At 37.9% G+C, this 21,614-nt stretch carries 23 protein-coding genes; 16 read left to right on the forward strand and 7 right to left on the reverse strand.

Annotated elements, in window-relative coordinates; all coding sequences use genetic code 11:
- Positions 1–134: 134 nt before the first annotated feature.
- A complete protein-coding gene (locus KC820_RS03145) occupies positions 135–767 on the reverse strand; it encodes a class I SAM-dependent DNA methyltransferase (protein ID WP_212367998.1) in 633 nt (210 codons plus the stop codon).
- A gap of 182 nt (positions 768–949) precedes the next feature.
- Complete coding sequence (gene lexA / locus KC820_RS03150; RefSeq protein WP_212368000.1) at positions 950–1,570, reverse strand: transcriptional repressor LexA; 621 nt, start codon at positions 1,568–1,570, stop codon at positions 950–952.
- 155 nt (positions 1,571–1,725) lie between these two features.
- Here lexA and KC820_RS03155 point away from each other — a divergent pair, with 155 nt between their 5' ends.
- The 6 genes from KC820_RS03155 (at position 1,726) to KC820_RS03180 (ending at position 6,388) form a co-directional block, all read left to right on the forward strand.
- Positions 1,726–1,956 carry a DUF896 domain-containing protein gene (locus KC820_RS03155; RefSeq protein ID WP_212368003.1) on the forward strand — a complete coding sequence of 77 codons (231 nt, stop codon included), beginning with the start codon at positions 1,726–1,728 and terminating at the stop codon, positions 1,954–1,956.
- A 158-nt stretch (positions 1,957–2,114) separates the two neighbouring features.
- Positions 2,115–4,124 carry a transketolase gene (gene tkt, locus KC820_RS03160; protein WP_212368005.1) on the forward strand — a complete coding sequence of 670 codons (2,010 nt, stop codon included), beginning with the start codon at positions 2,115–2,117 and terminating at the stop codon, positions 4,122–4,124.
- A gap of 149 nt (positions 4,125–4,273) precedes the next feature.
- A complete protein-coding gene (locus KC820_RS03165) occupies positions 4,274–4,516 on the forward strand; it encodes a YneF family protein (protein ID WP_144087832.1) in 243 nt (80 codons plus the stop codon).
- Positions 4,517–4,668: 152 nt separating this feature from the next.
- Complete coding sequence (locus KC820_RS03170; protein WP_144087833.1) at positions 4,669–5,376, forward strand: cytochrome c biogenesis CcdA family protein; 708 nt, start codon at positions 4,669–4,671, stop codon at positions 5,374–5,376.
- Between the two features lie 75 nt (positions 5,377–5,451).
- The gene (locus tag KC820_RS03175) at positions 5,452–5,907 is read left to right on the forward strand and encodes a Na(+)/H(+) antiporter subunit B (RefSeq protein ID WP_144087834.1); all 456 of its coding nucleotides are present in this window, start codon (positions 5,452–5,454) and stop codon (positions 5,905–5,907) included.
- A 4-nt stretch (positions 5,908–5,911) separates the two neighbouring features.
- Positions 5,912–6,388 (forward strand): CcdC family protein, encoded by a 477-nt coding sequence (locus tag KC820_RS03180; protein ID WP_144087835.1) that lies wholly within the window; start codon positions 5,912–5,914, stop codon positions 6,386–6,388.
- Between the two features lie 39 nt (positions 6,389–6,427).
- Here the strand turns inward: KC820_RS03180 and KC820_RS03185 are convergent, their stop codons facing one another.
- Positions 6,428–6,859, reverse strand: coding sequence for a DUF2621 family protein (locus KC820_RS03185; RefSeq protein WP_377862719.1), 432 nt, complete (start codon positions 6,857–6,859; stop codon positions 6,428–6,430).
- Positions 6,860–7,085: 226 nt separating this feature from the next.
- Between KC820_RS03185 and KC820_RS03190 the strand changes: the two genes are divergently transcribed.
- The 7 genes from KC820_RS03190 (at position 7,086) to KC820_RS03220 (ending at position 13,229) form a co-directional block, all read left to right on the forward strand.
- Positions 7,086–8,138, forward strand: coding sequence for an ATP-binding protein (locus KC820_RS03190; RefSeq protein WP_144087837.1), 1,053 nt, complete (start codon positions 7,086–7,088; stop codon positions 8,136–8,138).
- 172 nt (positions 8,139–8,310) lie between these two features.
- Positions 8,311–11,019, forward strand: a complete 2,709-nt coding sequence (gene acnA, locus KC820_RS03195) for an aconitate hydratase AcnA (protein WP_212368012.1) — start codon at positions 8,311–8,313, stop codon at positions 11,017–11,019.
- 184 nt (positions 11,020–11,203) lie between these two features.
- Positions 11,204–11,782 (forward strand): TlpA family protein disulfide reductase, encoded by a 579-nt coding sequence (locus KC820_RS03200; RefSeq protein ID WP_212368015.1) that lies wholly within the window; start codon positions 11,204–11,206, stop codon positions 11,780–11,782.
- A gap of 78 nt (positions 11,783–11,860) precedes the next feature.
- Positions 11,861–12,007 (forward strand): FbpB family small basic protein, encoded by a 147-nt coding sequence (locus KC820_RS03205; protein WP_144087840.1) that lies wholly within the window; start codon positions 11,861–11,863, stop codon positions 12,005–12,007.
- 57 nt (positions 12,008–12,064) lie between these two features.
- Positions 12,065–12,298, forward strand: a complete 234-nt coding sequence (gene tlp, locus KC820_RS03210) for a small acid-soluble spore protein Tlp (RefSeq protein WP_144087841.1) — start codon at positions 12,065–12,067, stop codon at positions 12,296–12,298.
- A 211-nt stretch (positions 12,299–12,509) separates the two neighbouring features.
- The gene (locus KC820_RS03215) at positions 12,510–12,929 is read left to right on the forward strand and encodes an acyl-CoA thioesterase (RefSeq protein ID WP_212368018.1); all 420 of its coding nucleotides are present in this window, start codon (positions 12,510–12,512) and stop codon (positions 12,927–12,929) included.
- 3 nt (positions 12,930–12,932) lie between these two features.
- A complete protein-coding gene (locus tag KC820_RS03220) occupies positions 12,933–13,229 on the forward strand; it encodes a hypothetical protein (protein WP_212368021.1) in 297 nt (98 codons plus the stop codon).
- Between the two features lie 80 nt (positions 13,230–13,309).
- Here KC820_RS03220 and yidD read toward each other — a convergent pair whose 3' ends face one another.
- From yidD to plsY, 4 genes are all read right to left on the reverse strand, one after another.
- The gene (gene yidD / locus KC820_RS03225) at positions 13,310–13,552 is read right to left on the reverse strand and encodes a membrane protein insertion efficiency factor YidD (protein ID WP_212368024.1); all 243 of its coding nucleotides are present in this window, start codon (positions 13,550–13,552) and stop codon (positions 13,310–13,312) included.
- Between the two features lie 21 nt (positions 13,553–13,573).
- Positions 13,574–14,494 (reverse strand): GTP cyclohydrolase FolE2, encoded by a 921-nt coding sequence (folE2, locus tag KC820_RS03230; RefSeq protein WP_212368027.1) that lies wholly within the window; start codon positions 14,492–14,494, stop codon positions 13,574–13,576.
- Between the two features lie 81 nt (positions 14,495–14,575).
- The gene (locus KC820_RS03235) at positions 14,576–15,769 is read right to left on the reverse strand and encodes a CapA family protein (protein ID WP_212368030.1); all 1,194 of its coding nucleotides are present in this window, start codon (positions 15,767–15,769) and stop codon (positions 14,576–14,578) included.
- A gap of 46 nt (positions 15,770–15,815) precedes the next feature.
- Positions 15,816–16,397, reverse strand: coding sequence for a glycerol-3-phosphate 1-O-acyltransferase PlsY (gene plsY, locus KC820_RS03240; RefSeq protein WP_212368033.1), 582 nt, complete (start codon positions 16,395–16,397; stop codon positions 15,816–15,818).
- Positions 16,398–16,605: 208 nt separating this feature from the next.
- Between plsY and KC820_RS03245 the strand changes: the two genes are divergently transcribed.
- From KC820_RS03245 to parC, 3 genes are all read left to right on the forward strand, one after another.
- Positions 16,606–17,022 (forward strand): CoA-binding protein, encoded by a 417-nt coding sequence (locus tag KC820_RS03245; protein ID WP_212368036.1) that lies wholly within the window; start codon positions 16,606–16,608, stop codon positions 17,020–17,022.
- Positions 17,023–17,139: 117 nt separating this feature from the next.
- A complete protein-coding gene (gene parE, locus KC820_RS03250) occupies positions 17,140–19,092 on the forward strand; it encodes a DNA topoisomerase IV subunit B (RefSeq protein WP_212368039.1) in 1,953 nt (650 codons plus the stop codon).
- 11 nt (positions 19,093–19,103) lie between these two features.
- Positions 19,104–21,551 (forward strand): DNA topoisomerase IV subunit A, encoded by a 2,448-nt coding sequence (gene parC, locus KC820_RS03255; RefSeq protein WP_377862713.1) that lies wholly within the window; start codon positions 19,104–19,106, stop codon positions 21,549–21,551.
- Positions 21,552–21,614 lie beyond the last annotated feature (63 nt).

Here is a 21,614-nt window from a genome sequence, read left to right on the forward strand (position 1 = left end):
TAAAAGCGAAGTATATTTCCGAAGCGGGTATTTCCGACACGCTGAATTAGAATGTTCGTATCTGTGTCAACTTTAAAGATTTTGTCCCAACCTCACAAATCTAGTCCTAACTTAATACAAATACCAAAAATGCTTTAACTCATGTTTGAAATTACGAATATGCCACCACAATAAGAAACAGGATGAAAATGAATAGTACAAAGATCCTCTAGTACTTCCTTCAATTCCTCATAAACAAAATAAAATTCATCATGGTCCCATTCATCAAGGTAATGTTGATGACACTTCTCAAGCTTTACCCGAGACCAAAATGCTACATCACCAATCAATAGTTTACCATCATCTCTTAAAAGAGGAAGGAGGCTGGCAATAAATTGAACCTTCTTCTCGTCTGTTAAGTGGTGTAGTGTGTACGTGCTAATAATTGTTTGATAGGTTTTTCCTTGAATTTGTCTGGGTAAACCATCGGTAATATCCCATTCATAGAGTTGGGCATAAGACATTTTCTCTTGTGCTATCGCAATCATTTCCGATGAAAAATCTATCCCATCAATCTGGTGACCATATTCATAAAGCTTGCTCGTTAATGTTCCTGTGCCAATGCCGATGTCTAGAACTGAGGATTGCTCCGTTTGCATTGCCTCATTAAAGATAGTATTCAAAATCTCTTTATAGCCGGCAAATGGATAGGAATCATTTTCTTCACTTAGTTGTACGGTTCGATCATAGTAATCAGCCCACAAATTAAAGCCTTGTTTATTTAACATGAATGCTCCTCCAATGTGTTCAATTTTAACCGCGAGCATTCAAAAATTACAGAATTACTCGCTAATCCCCTTCATTAAACGAATAAACATGTTCATTTCTAACACAACCTTTCCTAAATGACTCTCTTCACTATATCATAAAAAAACACCTGAACCGGTTGTCGATTCAAGTGTTTGGGTTATTAATGAATATTTCTATATAGTCCGATCACTTTACCCAAAACGGTAACCTGATTTAAGATAATCGGTTCCATCGTAGGATTTTCTGGCTCCAAGCGATAATTGTTTTTATCTTTGAAGAAGCGTTTAACGGTTGCTTCGTTTTCTTCTGTCATCGCGACAACAATATCGCCGTTATCAGCGGTTGCTTGTTTCCGAACAATCACAAGGTCTTCATTGAAAATACCCGCTTCAATCATACTATCACCTTGAACGGTAAGGACGAAGATGTTTTCTTCAGAAGCGGAAATCCCAGCTGGTAGAGGAATATACTCTTCAATATTTTCGACCGCTGTTATTGGCTCACCGGCTGTTACTTTTCCGACTAAGGGTGCATAGATTGCTTCCCGTTCATGTACTGCATTTTCGTCTACATAGATGATTTCAATAGCGCGTGGCTTTGTCGGGTCGCGACGGATAAAACCTTTGTCTTCCAGCCTGGATAGATGTCCATGGACAGTTGAACTGGATGCAAGCCCGACAGCTTTTCCTATTTCACGAACAGAAGGTGGATATCCTTTTGTTTTTACTTCGCTTACTAAAAAGTCGAATATGTCCTTCTGACGTTTGGATAGTTTTTTCATACTTTCTTTCACCCCTACGTCTTTATTTACTATTCGTAGTATACCAATAAAGCGACCGGAAAGCAAACGTTCGTTCGTTTTCAGTTCGGAATTCTTGTTTAAAATTGAAAAACCATTTAAGATACTGATAAATAGTTGAAAAAGGAGTTTATTTCATGCTTTCTAAAGATAAATTGAACCGCATCAGTGAACTGTCGAAAAAAAGTAAAAACGAAGGATTATCTAAAAGCGAAAAAGAAGAGCAGCGCGAGCTAAGAGAAGAGTATTTACAGGAATTTCGCGGGGCATTCAAGAATCATTTAAAATCCATTAAAGTAGTTGACCCGGAAGGTACAGATGTTACACCGGAAAAATTAAAAGAAGAAAAAAGACGGAACGAACACTAGGAAGTGTAAATCATTTTGGTTTGCACTTTTTTTAATGGATTGGCAAATTTGTCGGTTTTCCAAATATATTTGTTTGACTCTTGATATAACTTGTCAAATGGACAAATTAATTATAGCATTGAAAATGGAATAAAGAAGTGAAGGGAGTCTTCTATAAGATGAGCGAGAATATTGAGTCATTAGCAATAAATACGATTCGAACATTGTCAATCGACGCAGTTGAAAAAGCAAATTCAGGTCACCCAGGTATGCCTATGGGGGCTGCTCCGATGGCCTATACGTTATGGACAAAGGTAATGAATCAAAACCCAAAGAATTCAAATTGGTTTGACCGTGATCGATTTGTTCTTTCTGCAGGTCATGGATCTATGTTGTTATATTCCTTATTGCATTTATCCGGTTTTCAAGTAACCCTAGATGATATTAAAAACTTCCGTCAGTGGGGTTCGAACACACCAGGACATCCGGAATTTGGACATACAGACGGTGTAGAAGCGACAACAGGACCATTAGGGCAAGGGATTGCGATGGCTACTGGTATGGCAATGGCTGAACGATACATGGCTTCCCAGTATAACCGTGATGATTTTGAAGTCGTTGATCATTACACGTACGCAATTTGCGGTGATGGCGACCTTATGGAAGGTGTGTCCCAAGAGGCCGCTTCTCTTGCAGGTCACTTAAAGCTAGGAAAGTTAATTGTGATGTATGATTCAAACGATATTTCATTAGACGGCGATTTAGACCGGGCATTTTCCGAAAGTGTTGAAGATCGTTATAAAGCTTACGGATGGCAAGTCATTCGCGTGGAAGATGGAAATGACACAGCCGCAATTGAACAAGCGTTAAAAGACGCGAAGGCTAATAAAGAGCAACCGACAATGATTGAAGTTAAAACGGTTATTGGCTATGGCTCTCCATCGAAATCCGGTAAATCAGATGCGCACGGAGCACCATTAGGCTCTGATGAAGCGAAAATGACAAAAGAATATTATAAGTGGACATTCGAGGATGATTTTTATATTCCAGAAGAAGTGAAAGAGCACTTTGAAAAAACAGTAGCTGAGCGTGGCCAGCAAGCTGAAAACCAGTGGAATGAAATGATGGAAAAGTATAAAGAAGCTTATCCTGAATTAGCGCAAGAATTCGAAAACGCATTGGCAGGAAACTTAGCAGAAGGTTGGAATGTTGAGTTACCTAGCTATGACGAAAACACGAAGCCTGTTGCAACAAGAGCTGTTTCTGGTGAAATCATCAATGAAATTTCATCAAAAATCACAAACTTCATCGGTGGTAGTGCCGACCTTGCTGGTTCGAATAAAACGGCTGTAAAAGAAGAAGATGACTTTAAATATCCAACATATAGCGGTCGTAACATTTGGTTTGGTGTCAGAGAGTTTGCGATGGCTTGTGCAATGAATGGTATGGCACTTCATGGCGGTTTAAGAGTATACGGCGGAACATTCTTCGTATTCAGTGATTACATGCGACCAGCAATTCGTTTATCTGCACTAATGGGTGTACCAGTGACATACGTATTCACGCATGATTCAATCGCTGTTGGTGAAGATGGTCCAACACACGAACCAATTGAGCAGCTTCCATCCTTGCGTGCGATGCCGAACTTATCATTAATTCGCCCGGCGGATGCGAATGAAACAAAAGCTGCATGGGAGCAAGCCATTCAAGCAGAAGATCATCCAACGGCTTTAGTATTGACGCGACAAGGACTCCCTGTACTTCCTGAAACTCAAGAACGTGCAAGTGAAGGGGTAGAAAAGGGCGCCTATGTTCTAAAAGAAGCAGAAAAAGAAACGCCAGATTTATTATTAATGGCATCAGGATCAGAAGTTCAACTCGTTTATGAGGCTAGCAAAAAATTAAAAGAAGATGGTATTGATGCACAAGTCGTTAGTATGCCATCTTGGGATCGTTTCGAAAAACAATCTACTGAGTATAAAAATAAAGTCATGCCAAAAACAGTCACTAAGCGGATAGCTGTCGAAATGGCCTCGCCATTCGGTTGGGAGCGCTATGTCGGTTTAGATGGAACTGTGCTCGGCATCGATCAATTCGGCGCATCCGCACCAGGAGATGTCGTCATTGAAAAATACGGATTTACAGTAGAAAATGTTATTCAAAAAGCAAAAGAGCTTCTATCTAAATAATGATTTCAAGTGAGGTTCTTTTATAGAACCTCACTTGATTATGTGAACGATCATAAAATTTGTTATTATTCATATGAATCTTGCTATTGTTTTTAGTTATTCGTTTTAATATAATGTGTACGAGTCAACAAGAAGGAGGAAGTTGAAGCATGGGCACGATTTGGGTTGTATTAATTGCTCTTGCAACGTTGGTAATCGGGCTAATTTTAGGTTTCTTCATTGCTAGAAAGACAATGATGAATTACTTGAAGAAAAATCCGCCAATTAATGAGCAAATGTTACGTACAATGATGATGCAAATGGGTCAGAAGCCATCTCAAAAGAAAATTAATCAAATGATGCGTGGCATGACACAACAAATGGAAAATCAAGACAAAAAGAAGAAAAAATAACGATGAAGGGTGAGCAGTTGAATCGAATGCTTACCCTTTTTTGTCTATTTAATCGATCGTCATGAAACTGTCAATCCTTTTATTCTATATTTGGCGGTCGATCTGTTAATCTGAAAGTGGGTTAAAGTTTAGTTTGATTGGAGCGTGTGAGTATGGTTGCGGACGTGAATATGTTCCTTGCATTTGGAGCAGGTTTTCTTTCGTTTATTTCACCATGTGTTTTACCGCTATATCCGGTATTCCTTTCCTATATTACTGGAATGAGTCTTGAAGAATTAAAAAATGAAAAGGGTATGTTAAGAAAACGAAGTATGCTACATACACTCTTTTTCTTAATCGGTTTTTCATCCATTTTCATTATGCTCGGGTTTTCAGGATATGTAATCGGAGATTTTCTCATTCAATATCGTGATTTAATTCGCCAAGTTGGAGCATTACTAATTATCTTTTTCGGATTTGTTATGTTAGGTGTGTTTAACTTTGATTTCTTAATGAAAGAACGGAAAGTGACTTTCAAAAATCGTCCAGCAGGCTATTTGGGTTCCATTTTAATTGGTGCAGCTTTTTCAATGAGTTGGACACCGTGTACAGGACCAATTTTAGCAGCAGTTATTTCTTTGGCTTACACGAATCCTGATTCTGGTGTGCTTTTAATGTCCGCTTATTCATTAGGCTTTGCGATACCGTTTTTCATTCTGTCATTCTTTATTGATCGGATGGGTTGGTTGAAACGAAACTCACAGAAAATCATGAGAATCGGTGGATACATCTTGATTTTCCTCGGAATCGCATTGTTTTTTGATTGGTTACGCATTTTGACAAATTACCTAGCAAACTTCTTTGGTTTCACTGGTTTTTAAGTCGAATTTGATTCTTATTAAGCAAGTATATTAAAATAAGATGTAGAACATATCATCTGAGGGAGTATTATACTGATGAAAAATTATAATGATCTAATTTTACGTACAATGACACAGTTAATTGCCTTCATTTTATTAGGATTTTCTGTGTACTTGTTCTTCGCTGGTCATAATGCGCCGGGTGGCGGATTTATTGGCGGATTAATGACAGCAGCGGCATTCATTCTCATGTTTATTACTTATGGATATGAAAACATGTCAAAAGTATTGCCGATTAATTTTCGTGCAATGTTGGCGATTGGCCTGTTAGTTGCGACGTTGTCAGGTATCGGAGCTTTCATTTTCGGCGAACCGTTTCTAACACAAACGTTTGGCTATTTTAACTTGCCAATAATGGGTAAAACAGAATTAGCAACTGCAATGATTTTTGACTTAGGGGTTTACTTAACTGTTGTAGGTGTCACCATGACAATTATTTTAACAATCGCTACGGATCAAAAGGAAGATTCACAAGAACAGGCAGGGATGTAAGGTTATGAAAACGTTTTTTGTCATTGCTGCATCCATTGTTGCTTTTTTCATGGCGATTGGAATGGTTTTTGTTCGTATGAAGGCAGCAAATAGACCGACATCAGTGAAACGGATCGTATTGCCTCCATTGTTTATGAGTACAGGAGCATTAATGTTTGTTTTTCCATATTTCAGGGTTGAATGGATTCAAGTAGCTGAAGCAATAGGTGTTGGGATTATATTTTCGCTATTTCTTATTTTCACATCGAATTTCGAATATAAAGACGGAGATATTTATTTAAAGCCTTCTAAAATGTTTCCGATTATTTTAGTAGTACTATTGGTCGTTCGACTTGTTACAAAACAATATATGGGCCAATACATTGAAATAGGTGAGTTAGCGGGGATGTTTTACTTGCTTGCATTCGGCATGTTATTCACATGGCGGATGGTCATGCTCATCAAATTTTTAAGCTTTCAAAAACGAATAGTACCAAAATAAAAGGTAAAGAGTTGCAAATTGCATGCAGCTCTTTACCTTTTATATTTCTATTAAATGTTCATATCGGTTAAAATCGATATTTTTTTCTTTAAGCGTTTTCACCAAAAACTTATGGTCCCTTTTTGGTGTAGCTTTAATATATCCCTCGATCATAACGTCTAAAGTGATTTTTTCTTTACGTCTTTTTAGCGCTAACTCGGCAATCTTTGCAGCAATTTTTTGTTTCGCGACGTCTCTGAATAATTGAGGGACAGGCTCTACCAGTTCGTTCAGAAGATTCTTTGCATCGTCATCCCACATATGGAGAGATTCATCGATATAGTATTCTTCCCAATCAATAATTGACTTCCCATCTGCTTTAGGCATCTTCTTCAAAAACTTGCGGAACATGAAGAATCCGCCGATTCCCATTAAAACGACTAACAAAGTTGTCCAACCGATAATAAGCAATGCAATCAATGTATCCAATATCTTTCACTCTCTTCAATATATCAGTGCATTTCTCTTTTTATTATACGACGGAGTTTGACGATTCTCAATCAATTAACCGTTACAAATTCATGAAATACATGAAAACAATATAAAATATTTAGACAATTTACTTGTTTTTGGCTATTATTATAAACAGGTGTAATAATCTGTTATCTCTCCTCATAATTTGTATTAATGTTTTAACAAGAGGGTTGGTGGAGAATGAATGCTTATTAATAATCACAATGAAGAATTGCTACAGCAAGCTTTTGAATGGATTGATGAGCAGATCAGTGATTATTTTTTTCTCTGTGATGAAGAGTTAATCATTCAACATGCGTCGCATTCAATAGAAAAAGCAGGATTTACAAGAGAACAGGTGATTGGAGAGTCCGCTATCACCTTTGTTGATTCCGTTGATTCCGAGAAATTCCTGCAAGAGATCAATCAACTGGAAGTTAATGCGATTAAACGTAATGTTTTTCGAGTCATTAATGTAAATAATGAGCTGAGACGTCATGAAGTGTCTATGGGGAAGATGATTTACGATAAAACTGGAGATATATTTTATATTTTTTTAGCAAAGGACATTACGAATATTTTGGAAACTGAAAATTTATTAATTCAATCAGAAAAGCTATCAAGTGCCGGCCAACTAGCTGCAAGTGTAGCGCATGAGATTCGTAATCCACTCACTTCTTTGAAAGGCTTTTTACAGTTGATGGAAGCAGGAATGGATAATAGCGGTACTTACTTAAAAATCATGAAAGAAGAAATCGAAAAGATTGAAGCGATTTCAAAGGAACTATTGTTTATAGCAAAGCCGTCGCCAAATGAATTAAAACGAGAAAATTTGATCGAACTAGTCGGAGAAGTATGTCTATTAATGAATTCTCAAGCTCGCATGCATGATATCCGGTTAAAAAAGAAATTTGATTGTGAAGAATTTATGTTAAATTGTGACCGGTCACAATTTAAGCAGGTACTTATCAACTTAATTAAAAATGCAATTGAAGCGATGGAAGAAAACGGTACGATTGAAATCCACATACATACAAAGGAACAACTTCTCATCGAAGTGATGGATGAAGGTCCAGGCGTGCCGGAAGAGATGAAAGAGAAGTTAGGAGAACCATTTTATACTACAAAACAAAATGGTACAGGCCTTGGTTTGATGGTAACAAAACAAATTTTGAAAAATCATGGAGCAAAGTTGGAAGTGAAAGACAGAGAAATAAAAGGCAGCAACTTTAGAATTTCGTTCAAAGATTTAGATTGAAACGTCGTATAAATCAATGATTTTAACCATTCTGTCATAAATCCTCTTAATTATTTTACTTATAATCTATTTTCATATAAAATGTAATACGGCAGAGTCAAAGAGAATTCTGTACCTATATTTTCAAGAAATCTTTTAAACAATCAAACTACATAATAAGGGGGTAAAAATGATGGTAGACAATAATGCTTTTAATGCCAAGAAACAATTTGAATTGAATGGCAAAACGTACAATTATTATCACATGAAAGCATTGGAAGAAAAAGGTCTAGGAAAGATCTCTGAATTACCTTTTTCAATCCGTGTCCTACTTGAATCTGTATTGAGACAGTATGATGGACACGTCATCAAGGATGAGCATGTTGAAAAATTAGCTCAGTGGGTGAAAGGTGAAAAAGTGGATGTTCCATTTAAACCTTCACGTGTCATTTTACAAGACTTTACAGGTGTTCCAGCTGTAGTAGATTTGGCTTCTTTGCGTAAAGCAATGGTAGATATGGGTGGAAGTCCTGACCAAATTAATCCAGAAGTACCTGTAGATCTAGTAATTGACCACTCCGTACAAGTAGATGCTTACGGTACACCTGATGCACTTCGCGTTAACATGGAAATGGAATTTGACCGTAACATGGAGCGTTATGAATTCTTGCATTGGGCTCAGAAAGCTTTTGACAACTACCGCGCTGTTCCACCAGCAACAGGTATTGTTCACCAAGTAAACTTAGAGTACCTAGCAAACGTCGTTCATGAAATCGAAAAAGATGACGGTACGTATGACGCATTCCCTGACACTTTATTCGGTACTGACTCACATACAACGATGATCAACGGTCTAGGTGTACTAGGCTGGGGTGTCGGTGGTATTGAAGCTGAAGCAGGAATGTTAGGTCAGCCTTCATATTTCCCAGCACCTGAAGTAATCGGTGTTAAACTAACAGGTGAATTCCCAGAAGGTGCAACTGCAACTGACTTAGCACTAAAAGTTACACAAGTGCTACGTGAGAAAAACGTTGTTGGTAAATTCGTAGAATACTTCGGAGATGGCTTAACGTCTATGCCACTTGCTGACCGTGCAACGATCTCCAACATGGCACCTGAATATGGTGCGACATGTGGTTTCTTCCCAGTTGATGAAGAAGCACTTAAATATTTACGTTTGACAGGTCGTTCAGAAGAGCATATCGCTCTTGTAAAAGAATATTTACAGAAAAACGATCTATTCTATACACCGAATCAAGAAGATCCTAAATTCACAGACTTAGTTGAAATCGATCTTTCTGAAATTGAGCCAAATTTATCTGGACCAAAACGTCCTCAAGATTTGATCAGACTTTCAGATATGAAACAATCATTCAACAAATCTCTAACTGCTCCACAAGGTAACCAAGGGTTCGGATTGAGTGATGAAGAGGTTGCTAAAGAAGCTGTCGTTAAATTTAACGATGGTACTGAAGCAACAATGAAAACTGGTGCATTGGCGATCGCAGCAATTACATCTTGTACAAACACGTCTAACCCACATGTTATGTTAGGTGCTGGTTTACTTGCGAAGAATGCTGTTGAAAAAGGATTAAATGTTCCTGCGTATGTAAAAACTTCATTGGCGCCAGGTTCAAAAGTTGTAACAAACTACCTTGAAAATTCTGGTTTGATGGAATACTTAAACCAGTTAGGATTTAACTTGGTTGGTTACGGATGTACAACTTGTATCGGAAACTCTGGTCCATTATTGCCAGAAATTGAAAAAGCAATTGCTGATTCTGACTTAACTGTTGCTTCTGTTCTTTCTGGTAACCGTAACTTTGAAGGACGTATCCACCCACTTGTGCGTGCGAACTACTTGGCTTCACCACCATTAGTTGTTGCATATGCACTTGCTGGTACAGTTGATATTGATTTGATGAATGAACCATTAGGTCAAGATCGCGAAGGAAACGATGTATTCTTTAAAGATATCTGGCCAGCATCTGATGAAATTCAGAAACAAATTGATGCAGTTGTCACACCGGAAATCTTCCGTAAAGAATATGAATCGGTTTTCAATTCCAACGAAAAGTGGAATCAAATTGAAACAACGGATCAGCCGTTATATGATTTTGATGAGAATTCAACGTATATTCAAAATCCACCATTTTTCGAAAACATGGCGAAAGATCCAGAAAGTATTAGACCACTTAGTGGACTACGCGTCATCGGTAAGTTTGGTGACTCTGTAACAACAGACCACATCTCACCAGCTGGTGCTATTCCAAAAGATATGCCAGCGGGTCAGTATTTGATGGAAAAAGATGTTTCACCACGTAACTTTAACTCTTACGGTTCTCGTCGTGGTAACCATGAAATCATGATGAGAGGTACATTCGGAAATATCCGTATTCGTAACGAGATTGCCAACGGAAAAGAAGGCGGTTATACAACGTACTGGCCAACTGGTGAAGTTATGCCTATTTATGATGCAGCTATGCGTTACCAAGAAGATGGTACAGGCTTAGTTGTCATCGCAGGTAGTGACTACGGAATGGGAAGTTCACGTGACTGGGCTGCCAAAGGTACAGATCTACTAGGTATTAAAACGGTCATTGCTGAAAGCTTTGAAAGAATTCACCGTTCTAACCTAGTAATGATGGGCGTATTGCCACTTCAGTTCCAAAAAGGTGATACAGTAGAATCTCTTGGCCTAACTGGTAAAGAAACAATTGATGTCGACGTTCGCGAAGACGTTAAACCAGGAAGCCTTGTAAAAGTAACAGCTACTGATGAAGACGGCAAGAAGACTGAATTCGAAGTCGTTGCACGTTTCGATAGTGACGTTGAGTTAGATTATTACCGTCATGGTGGTATCCTACAACTCGTGTTACGTAAAAAACTAGAAACAGTGTAAAGATAACTATAAAACAAACCCGAAAGTCACATTGATGACTTTCGGGTTTTATTTTGCGTTAGAAAATCGTTAGAAACTACATACTTCACAGTTTTGTTGTCTTCCAAGTTACTGATAAACCATTTCTTTTGATATGATGGAATAAAATGATTGATATTCGTTTACATGAGGAGGAAGCCCCTAGATGTTGGTCAAAAGACTAATCGCACTTAGCGTCATCATTACACTGAGCGGAGTAATTATATTTAATATTCTCGAAGATAACAAGAGTAATCAAAACGATCCTGAAGATGGAATGATGTACATTCAGCCAGAAGGAATGGACGTGGACACAACGGATATTGAAGTCGGTGATGTACCGCCGAATTTCCAGCTAAAAACGCTGGATGGACAAACAAAACAATTGCAGGATTTTAAAGGTAAAAAGGTTTTCGTGAATTTCTGGGCAACATGGTGTCCACCTTGCCGTAAAGAAATGCCTCATATGCAAGAAATTCAAGACAAGTATGAAAATGTAGAGATCGTTGCGGTGAATGCATTGCACTCCGAGTCGTCAGTTGATCAAGTACGTGAATTCGTTGAGGAAAGAGATCTTACCTTTCCAATTTTATTAGACGAATCTGGAGAAGTAACGTTGCGTTATCAGGCGATGAGTATGCCCGTCACTTATTTTGTGAATTCTGAAGGTGTCATTCAACTTCCTAAAAAAATTGGTCCGATGACTTATGAAGAGATGGAAGAAAAAATAAAACAACTAGATTAAGTATAAATAATCAATAATTGGACAATTCTACATAGTAGATGCAAATCGAAAATCTATGTAGAAAGGAAGTTATGATGGATGCGAAGAAATAACCAATTATCTTTCCAAACATTGATCCAACAAGAAAAGGATCGGATTATGAAAGATCCGAAAGAAATTGATAAAATTTATGACAGGTTGGATAAAAAATTTGAAGTGATCAAACAACCAAGCCCTAATGCATAAAAATTACCTATTCTGACAAACCTACTCAATGAAATAAAAATTAAGGAGAGTGGTTTCGTGTCAGATAGACATTCAAATCCAGATGATCGTTCAGATAATGTAGAGAGATTACAGGAAAATATACAGCATACAATTCAAAACTTTAGAGAAGCAGAGGCATCTATGGAAACAGCTACTGACGAAGAGAAGGAACAAATTAGGCTAAAGAACGAACGAAGAAAAGAGTCCATTGAAGCTATGAGAGAAGAAGTGCGAGAAGAACATGCGTATCAACAACGGTTAGAAGATTAAACTGATGTTTTACCCCGGGCAGAGAAACTACTTTCTGTGTCCGGGGTATTTTCTACAGACAAAGGTTAAATCTACTTAATTTACATAACGTTTATTACGTAAACTAGTTTGTGTTATGTCTCTTAATCAGAGAACTAATCTTTCATCGATGCCGATTTACCAAAAAATATGATACGATAAGATAAGAGAGAAATGGAAGGGAGAAACAGCGATGATCATCAATCAAACAGATGTTACCGTACGTTATCAAGAAACAGACCAAATGGGTGTTGTTTATCATTCAAATTATTTTGTTTGGTTTGAAATCGGACGAACCCGACTAATCGAACAATTGGGGTTTGATTATATAGCGATGGAAGAAGAAGGTATTCTAGCACCAGTCATCGACATCCAAGCCTCTTATAAAACGCCTGTGAGATACGGCCAAACAGCTAGAGTCAAAACAAAAATTTCGGAATACAACGGGTTTCGTGTAACTTATTCATATGAAATCTATACAGAAGATAATCAGTTGTCTGTTACTGGTACATCGACCCATGTGTGCGTGAAAAAATCGAATTTTAGACCAATCTCAATCAAAAAGCATTTCCCTGAATTACATAAAACTTATTTAAATGCGATGGAGTCATAACAGATGGCATTCGGAATAAAGAGAGATGAGCTTGTTCAGTGGAAAAAAGACGTAGAAAACGGCAAAATTGCATTTCTAACACATTATTGGGTGGATGAACGGTTTCCTACAATGAAAACAGTTACGAAGGTTGGTTGCTGTGATGTAGAAAAGCTAGTGGCATGGGGAAAGAAACATGGGTTGAAGCGAGAGTGGATTGATTTTCATGAAAAATATCCTCACTTTGATCTCATCGGAAGTTTTCAAAAAGATATCTTGAAAGCAGAAGGTATGCTTGAACAATTACATCGATTTAAATAATAAAAAGCTGTTCCTTTCATCTTAATGGTAGGTGAAAAGAACAGCTTATTTCATTTGCATTTACGCTGGAATACGACAATTTATGAATGATTCGATTTTTCCTGTTTCTTCAAATCTGGTACAGGATCGAAACCACCAGGATGAAAAGGATGACATTTTAAAATCCGCTTTATACTTAAATAAAGGCCTTTAAATGCTCCAAAACGTTGAATCGCCGTTAAGCTAAATTCAGAACATGTAGGTTGAAACCTACAAGATGGTCCTAGAAGTGGGGAAATCCACTTCCGATACAATTTGACAAGACTAATCAATAGATGCTTCATGCATAACAAACCTTCTCATCATTATTTCTTACGTTTATCATAAGTGATTGAAGCGACTGCATCATGTAAATGGATGGATTCTTCATTGACACATTTAACGTAGAACTTCTCGATCATATTAAGTTCATAAAGATCCGCAGCTACGAGGCGAACCATATCTTCCACGAACCGTGGATTTTCATAAGCTTGCTCAGTTACCATTTTTTCATCTGGTCGTTTCAAAACTGGATGAATTCTAGCGCTAGCATTTGATTCTGCAGCTTCAAGCAATAGAACTTTCCAGTCTGCTTGGCTTTCATCAAAATCTTCTGCAAGTTCAACTTCCATTTTCATGTTCCCTCGTTGGTTGTGTGCACTATATTCACTGATTTCCTTCGAACAAGGGCATAAGGTAGTTACTTTACCAGAGAGTCCAACTGTGACTTGATGATGATCTCGCTCATCATAACGAACGTGAATCCATGCATCTGCGTGGTTCATTCCAGCCATATCTGTGTACGGCGCTTTACGTTCAAAGAACCAAGGAAATTCAACTTTTACTTCTGCATCTTTTTGCTCAAGTCGATCTTTTAAGTCACGTGTGAATTGCTTTAAAGATTCAATGCTTAAGGTGAACCCTTCACTGTGATAATGATGCAATTGTTCAGTAAACCGACTCATGTTTGTGCCCTTTGAATCTTGTGAAATAGAAGAGGCAAAGTAAAACGTTCCAATGGTCGTTTGTGTCTCAGGTGTCATTGAACTAGCAATTTTGATTGGATGTTTAACATTCGAAATACCAACTGCATCTAATTCGAATAAGAAATTTTGCTTTGTATTTTGTAAATCTTTCATTTTTTCTTTTTCATGAGGTTTTGTTCGAGGTCCTGGTGGTACAGAACCAAATAATTTATGTCTTTCTTCTTTAGTAGGAAGTTGTTTTAGATTGTATGAATTGTCCATATCTAGATCCCCTTTCTGGTCCAAGCAATCATGCTGTAACCACAACCTCTAGTATACATGAATGGAAAGGATCGTTTCAATTTATTGAACCGTTTCAAAACCTGACGGAAAGTCAACTTGATCAGTGAATGATTGTAAATGATTGATGGTATCTTTGTAAATTTGATCTGAATTTTGTAAGCCATATTGACCAGCTTCTGACAGGGGGACAATTTTGAAGTCCCGATTGTTTTCTGAGTAATTATACGTAGGAATCATTTGAGCATCAGACACTTGATAGTTCATTTCATTGTTTAACCTTTTCTTTGTGAGTTTAATTTGTGAAATCACACCAATGTTTCGTTCGAGACCTGTTTGATTGGATAAAAAGTTACCTAGCGAATACATAACGAATCGGTCATGACCATCTTGGCTAGAAATCCAATCTACAGGTTGCAACACGTGGGGGTGATGGCCGATAATAACATCTGCTCCATTACTTGTGAGTAGGTCAGTTAAATAAATTTGTTCATCATTAGGCAGTGGTTCGTATTGTGCGCCAAAATGCATACTGACGACGATGAAATCTGTCTTATCTTGTAATTTTTCTATATCTGTTAGTATTTTTTCTTGATCAATATAATTAACTAAGTAATCCTTACCGTCCGGAACAGGAATCCCATTCGTCCCATATGTGTAAGAAAGAAAGCCGACTGATATATCCTTTTTTGTTAGGATGCGGGGTGTGTTTCGGTCCTCTTCATTGCGATAAGAGCCTACATATTCTATACCGATTTCATTCAAATAGTTTGTCGCATTCATGATCGCTTGCTCACCACGGTCTAACGTATGATTATTTGCCATGGATACGATATCTACACCGACATATTGGAGTGCATCCGCTACTTCATACGGTGAATTAAATGAAGGATATGACGAGAGTCCGAGTTCAGTACCACCTAAAATCGTTTCTTGATTAGCAATCGTTATATCTGCATTTTCAATCAAAGATTTTACCGGTTCGAACATCGGCTTGAAATTATATCCATCTGCTGTTTTAGCATCATCATAAACCGGTTGATGAACGAGTATATCACCGATTGCGTTTAAAGTGATGGATGTTTCATAGTTTGGTTTGTTCTTTGATGAAAGGTTCGAATAACGAACTTCTTCATGTGTTTCAGGTTCGAAGGATGATTCTGCATCCTGATCGGATAACGTAGGCAAGAACAATAAAATGAGAACAACTGCTATGAGAATACCAACCATCAAACGATATGCTTGATTTTTCTTCACTATATATTCACCTCTTATTGTCCTTTATTCCCATTCCTTACGAACATTAAAGCCATGTAATTTTCGGTTCCGTTTTATTCTTGATTCGTTTGATGTTATCTGTGTGCCGATAGATGACAAAGATTGTCAATAACATCGTGACAATGATCAAACCAATATGTTTCATAAAAAGCGCAACAATAACGGCGACTACCCCTGTGAGCATGGATGACAGGGAAACGTATTTGGATAGCTTCAAGAAGATGAAAAATGAAACAAAAATAATAGCAAACAATAATGGGCTAACTCCGAGAAGCACGCCACCAGAAGTGGCTACAGCCTTGCCGCCTTTAAACTTCGCAAATAACGGGAATGAGTGTCCGATCACCGCAAACGCACCAACAATTAATGGTTCCAACTGTTCGGCGAAAAGATAAACAAGCACAACAGCAGCTGTTCCCTTTAATATATCCAAAACTGTTACAGCCAAACCAGCTTTCCATCCGAGTACACGAAACGTATTGGTGCCCCCTAGATTACCACTGCCATGTTCACGAATGTCCGTTTGATAAAAGGTTTTACCGATTACTAAACTGAACGGAATTGACCCTAAAAAATATGCAATAATAGAAAATATAACATAGTCCATTGAAACTCTCCCTTTACCAATAAATTTGGTACATGTATCTTGTTAGGTAGTAAATAGCATTACTATCTGTCTTTAAGACCTAGTATTATTTTATCAGAATTAGCGACAATAAAGAAGATGCAATTAAGGATGTCACTATCTGATTAGTTGAGAATAATCTCGAAAAAAGCTATTCTAATAGGTAAGAAGCACAAAGGAGTGAACGGATATGCGCAACCCTTCAAATGAAACGTTAAAAGATATTTTACAGAATTCCAAAACCATCGCTGTCGTCGGTCTATCTGACAAGCCAGAAAGAACGTCGTATCAAATAGCGAAAATTATGCAGGAAAATGGATATCGAATCATTCCTGTGAATCCTACAGTCGATGAAGTGCTCGGTGAAAAAAGTTATCCGACACTAGCTGAAGTACCAGAGTCAATTGATATCATCAATGTATTCAGACGATCTGAATTTCTTCCAGATATCGCTAAAGACGCAATCAAAACCAATTGCAAAATCTTCTGGGCTCAATTAGGTGTAGAAAATGAAGAAGCTTATGATATATTGAAAGAACATGATTTTACCGTCATAATGGACCTATGCATTAAAGTTGTACATGCTGTGCAAATCGGAAATTCTTAACCTTTTGGTTGAAATCTCTGCTCTCTTGCAGGGATTTTCTGTTTCTATCGTGAAATGTACAGAGAACAATTAGTGAAAATAAGAATAGATGAGTTGTTTTGGAAGGGAGTTATTTGATTGAGTGATCATAACCAGAAATACACCGATGAATCGATTCAGGTGCTTGAAGGTCTTGATGCAGTCCGCAAAAGACCTGGTATGTACATTGGCAGCACTGACCATAGAGGATTGCACCATTTAGTTTATGAAATTGTCGATAATGCCGTTGATGAAGTGTTAGCGGGTTATGGACAAGTAATTACTGTAAAGATACATAAAGATGAATCCATTTCAGTCATTGATGCAGGACGCGGAATGCCAACAGGCATGCATAAAACCGGAAAGCCAACGCCGGAAGTTATTCTGACGGTATTGCATGCTGGTGGAAAATTTGGCCAGGGTGGTTACAAGACTAGTGGCGGATTACATGGTGTTGGAGCTTCTGTTGTTAACGCATTGTCTGAATGGCTTGAAGTCGACATTTTTCGTAATGGTAAAAAGTTTCACCAGCGGTTTGAAAATGGAGGTAAGCCAGTTACCACGCTTGAAGAACATGGAAATACGAATAAAACAGGTACAAAGATTACCTTTAAAGCGGATCCGACCATTTTCTCAACTGTACGCTTTCAATATGAATTGTTAGCCGAACGTCTGAGAGAAACTGCTTTTCTATTAAAAGGTGTCAAAATTGAATTGATTGATGAACGGAATGATATGAAAGATGAATTCTTGTATGAAGAAGGTCTTGAAGCATTTGTTGCTTATCTGAATGAAGAAAAAGACGGATTACATGAGATTGTTTCATTTGAAGGAACTCATAATGAAATTGAAGTTAATTTTTCCTTTCAATACAATGACGGCTACTCAGAGAACATTTTGTCTTTCGTGAATAATGTACGGACAATCGACGGTGGAACGCATGAGTCTGGAGCGAAGACGGCGATCACTCGTACAGTTAATGAATATGCAAGAAATAAACAATTATTGAAAGAAAAAGCTAAAAACCTCGATGGAAATGATATACGTGAAGGGTTAACAGCTGTTATTTCAGTTCGAATTCCAGAAGACTTATTGCAATTTGAAGGTCAGACGAAAAGTAAACTTGGAACTCCTGAAGCAAGAAGTGCAATGGAAAATGTTTTAGGTGAAAAGTTGACCTTTTTCTTTGAAGAAAATCCAGAAATTGCACAGTTATTGATTAAAAAAGCGATTAAAGCAAGAGAAGCAAGAGAAGCAGCACGCAAAGCTCGTGAAGATGCTCGAAATGGAAAAAAGCGAAAACGTAAAGACGCGTTACTTAGTGGTAAGCTAACGCCTGCTCAATCGAAAAACCCAAACAAAAATGAGTTGTTTCTTGTAGAGGGTGATTCCGCAGGTGGTTCCGCAAAGCAAGGTAGAGATCGACGTTTTCAAGCAATTCTTCCGCTTCGGGGGAAGGTCATTAATACGGAAAAAGCGAAAATTGATGACATCTTCAAAAATGAAGAGATTTCAACGATCATTCATACAATCAATGCAGGCGTCGGGGCTGATTTTTCAATAGAAGATTCAAATTACGAGAAAATCATCATCATGACAGATGCTGATACAGACGGCGCGCACATCCAAGTGCTTTTACTGACTTTTTTCTATCGATATATGAGACCACTGATCGAGCATGGAAAAATCTATATCGCACTACCACCTTTATTTAAAATATCCAAAGGAAAAGGTAAGACGTACAAAGAAGATTATGCTTGGGATGAGCGTGCAATGGATGAATTATTGAAGAAATATAAATCTGGCTATACCATTCAAAGATATAAAGGTCTTGGTGAGATGAACGACGACCAGTTATGGGAGACGACGATGAATCCAGAAACTAGAACGCTAATACGAGTTACCATTGAAGATGTTGCAAAAGCAGAACGTCGTGTGGCAACGTTAATGGGTGATAAAGTTGAACCGAGAAGAAAATGGATTGAAAGCAATGTCGAATTCGGATTAGAAGAGAACGACACAATACTGGAAAATGATAGATTGCTTAACTAGGAGTGAACAAAGTGGCCGAAGAAGCGAATTTAATGGATTTACCTTTAGAAGAAGTGATAGGCGACCGGTTTGGACGCTATAGTAAATATATTATTCAAGAGCGAGCCCTTCCTGATGTACGGGATGGGCTAAAGCCTGTACAGCGAAGAATATTATATGCTATGTACGAGGAAGGAAATACACATGATAAAGCTTTCCGAAAATCGGCTAAAACAGTAGGTACTGTGATCGGTAACTACCACCCACACGGTGATAGCTCTGTATATGAAGCCTTAGTACGGATGAGTCAGAAGTGGAAACTGCGTCAAGAACTTGTAGAAATGCACGGGAATAACGGCAGTGTGGATGGGGATCCACCAGCAGCCATGCGTTACACAGAAGCACGTCTTTCTGGGATTGCATCTGAATTATTAAGGGACATTGGTAAAGATACCGTCGAATTTATCGAAAACTTTGACGACACATCTTATGAACCAGTCGTACTGCCTGCCAAATTTCCAAATCTATTAGTCAATGGATCTACAGGAATTTCTTCCGGTTATGCAACCGATATACCACCACATAATTTAGGTGAAGTCATCGATGCCGTCATTTACAAAATCGACCATCCCGGTGCCTCATTGGATAAATTAATGGAAAAAATACCCGCACCTGACTTTCCTACCGGTGGCATCATTCAAGGTAAAGAAGGAATTAAAAAAGCTTATGAAACCGGAAGAGGAAGAGTTGTCGTTCGAGGTTTGGCTGAAATTGAACAGCTTAGAGGTGGCCGAGAACAAATTGTCATTACAGAGATTCCTTATGAAGTAAACAAGGCGAACTTAGTTAAACGAATGGATGAACTTCGCATCGATCGAAAAGTCGAAGGAATCAACGAGATTCGTGATGAAACGGATCGAACAGGGCTACGAATTGTTATTGAGCTAAGGAAAGATGCAGATAGTCAAGGGGTTTTAAATTACCTTTATAAAAACACAGACCTTCAAGTAAATTACAATTTCAATATGATAGCCATATCTGATCGCACACCGACACTTATGAGCTTACCGGGTTTATTAGATGCTTATATCAATCACCAGAGAGACGTTGTTATACGTCAGTCCGAGTATGATTTGAATAAAGCTCAAGCAAGAGCTCATATCGTCGAAGGGTTAATTTACGCAATTTCAATTCTAGACGATGTCATTGCAACCATCCGTGCATCACAAAACAAAAAAGATGCAAAAGAACGGTTGATTTCAGCTTATAACTTTACAGAAAAACAAGCTGAAGCGATCGTCATGCTTCAACTTTATCGATTGACAAATACAGATGTGTCCGACTTGGAAGAAGAGGCAAGTAAGTTGCGTGAAACGATTGCACGCTTACAAGAGATTCTCGGTAATGAAGAAGTGCTGAAGAAAGTCATCAAAGATGAACTTCGACTAGTCAAGAAAAATCATAATGACGAGCGTCGTACTCGCATTGAAGATGAAATTGAAGACATTACGATCAATTTAGAAGTGTTGGTTCCTTCAGAAGATGTCGTTGTCTCACTGACGCGCGATGGTTATATCAAACGGACAAGTCCTCGTTCTTTTGGTGCTTCAAGTGTTAAAGACCTGCAACGCAAAGAAGGCGATGAACTGATTCAACTAATGGAGATCAATACAACCGATACGTTACTCGTCTTTACGAACAAAGGAAATTACTTATACATTCCTGTTCATGAACTTCCAGAAATCAGATGGAAGGAAATGGGGCAACATGTTGCGAACATTATTTCGATTCCTAGCGATGAACGCGTGATTAAAGCGATTCCAGTCCGTGAGTTTACAGATAAGCACTATATCTTATCCATCACGAAAAACGGAATGATTAAAAAGACTTCTTTAGACTTATACAAAGTTCAAAGATATTCACGTCCGATTAATGGAATGAATTTGAAAAAAGATGATGAAGTGATTAATGTACACATGACAGATGGAAATCAAGAACTATTTATTGCGAATAATAAAGGTTACGGTCTTTGGTTCCATGAATCTGAAGTAAACTCCATTGGAATTAAAGCAGCTGGTGTAAAATCGATGCAGCTCAAGAAAGATGAATACATTATCAACGGTGACACATTTGATGACTTAAGTAATCCTTCTCTATTCGTTGTGACACATCGCGGTGCATGTAAGCGGATGAACCTGTCTCAATTCGAGCAAGGAACTCGAGCAAAACGTGGCTTGGCGATGTTGAGAGAGCTCAAACGAAATGCGCATCGACTTGTCGGTTTCCATTTAGTTAGCGAAGACACAACCGTACAGCTTCGAACAGAAAATGGCACAATTGAAACAGTCATGCCATTAAACCTTAAAACAGCAGATCGGTATAGTAACGGATCTTTTGTGGTAGATACAGACCAAACGGGTCAAGTAATTGATTCACAAGTTGAGGCTCGATACCGGAAGTATTTTTCCACAAATGAGTAATCTTGATCATGTTGGAGAAAATTTTAATGAAAAAATAATACAGTGTCCGTGATATTCATCTTC

The organism is Allobacillus saliphilus (genome assembly GCF_018138385.1).
In the GTDB taxonomy this organism is placed as follows: Bacteria; Bacillota; Bacilli; order Bacillales; family Alkalibacillaceae; genus Allobacillus; species Allobacillus saliphilus.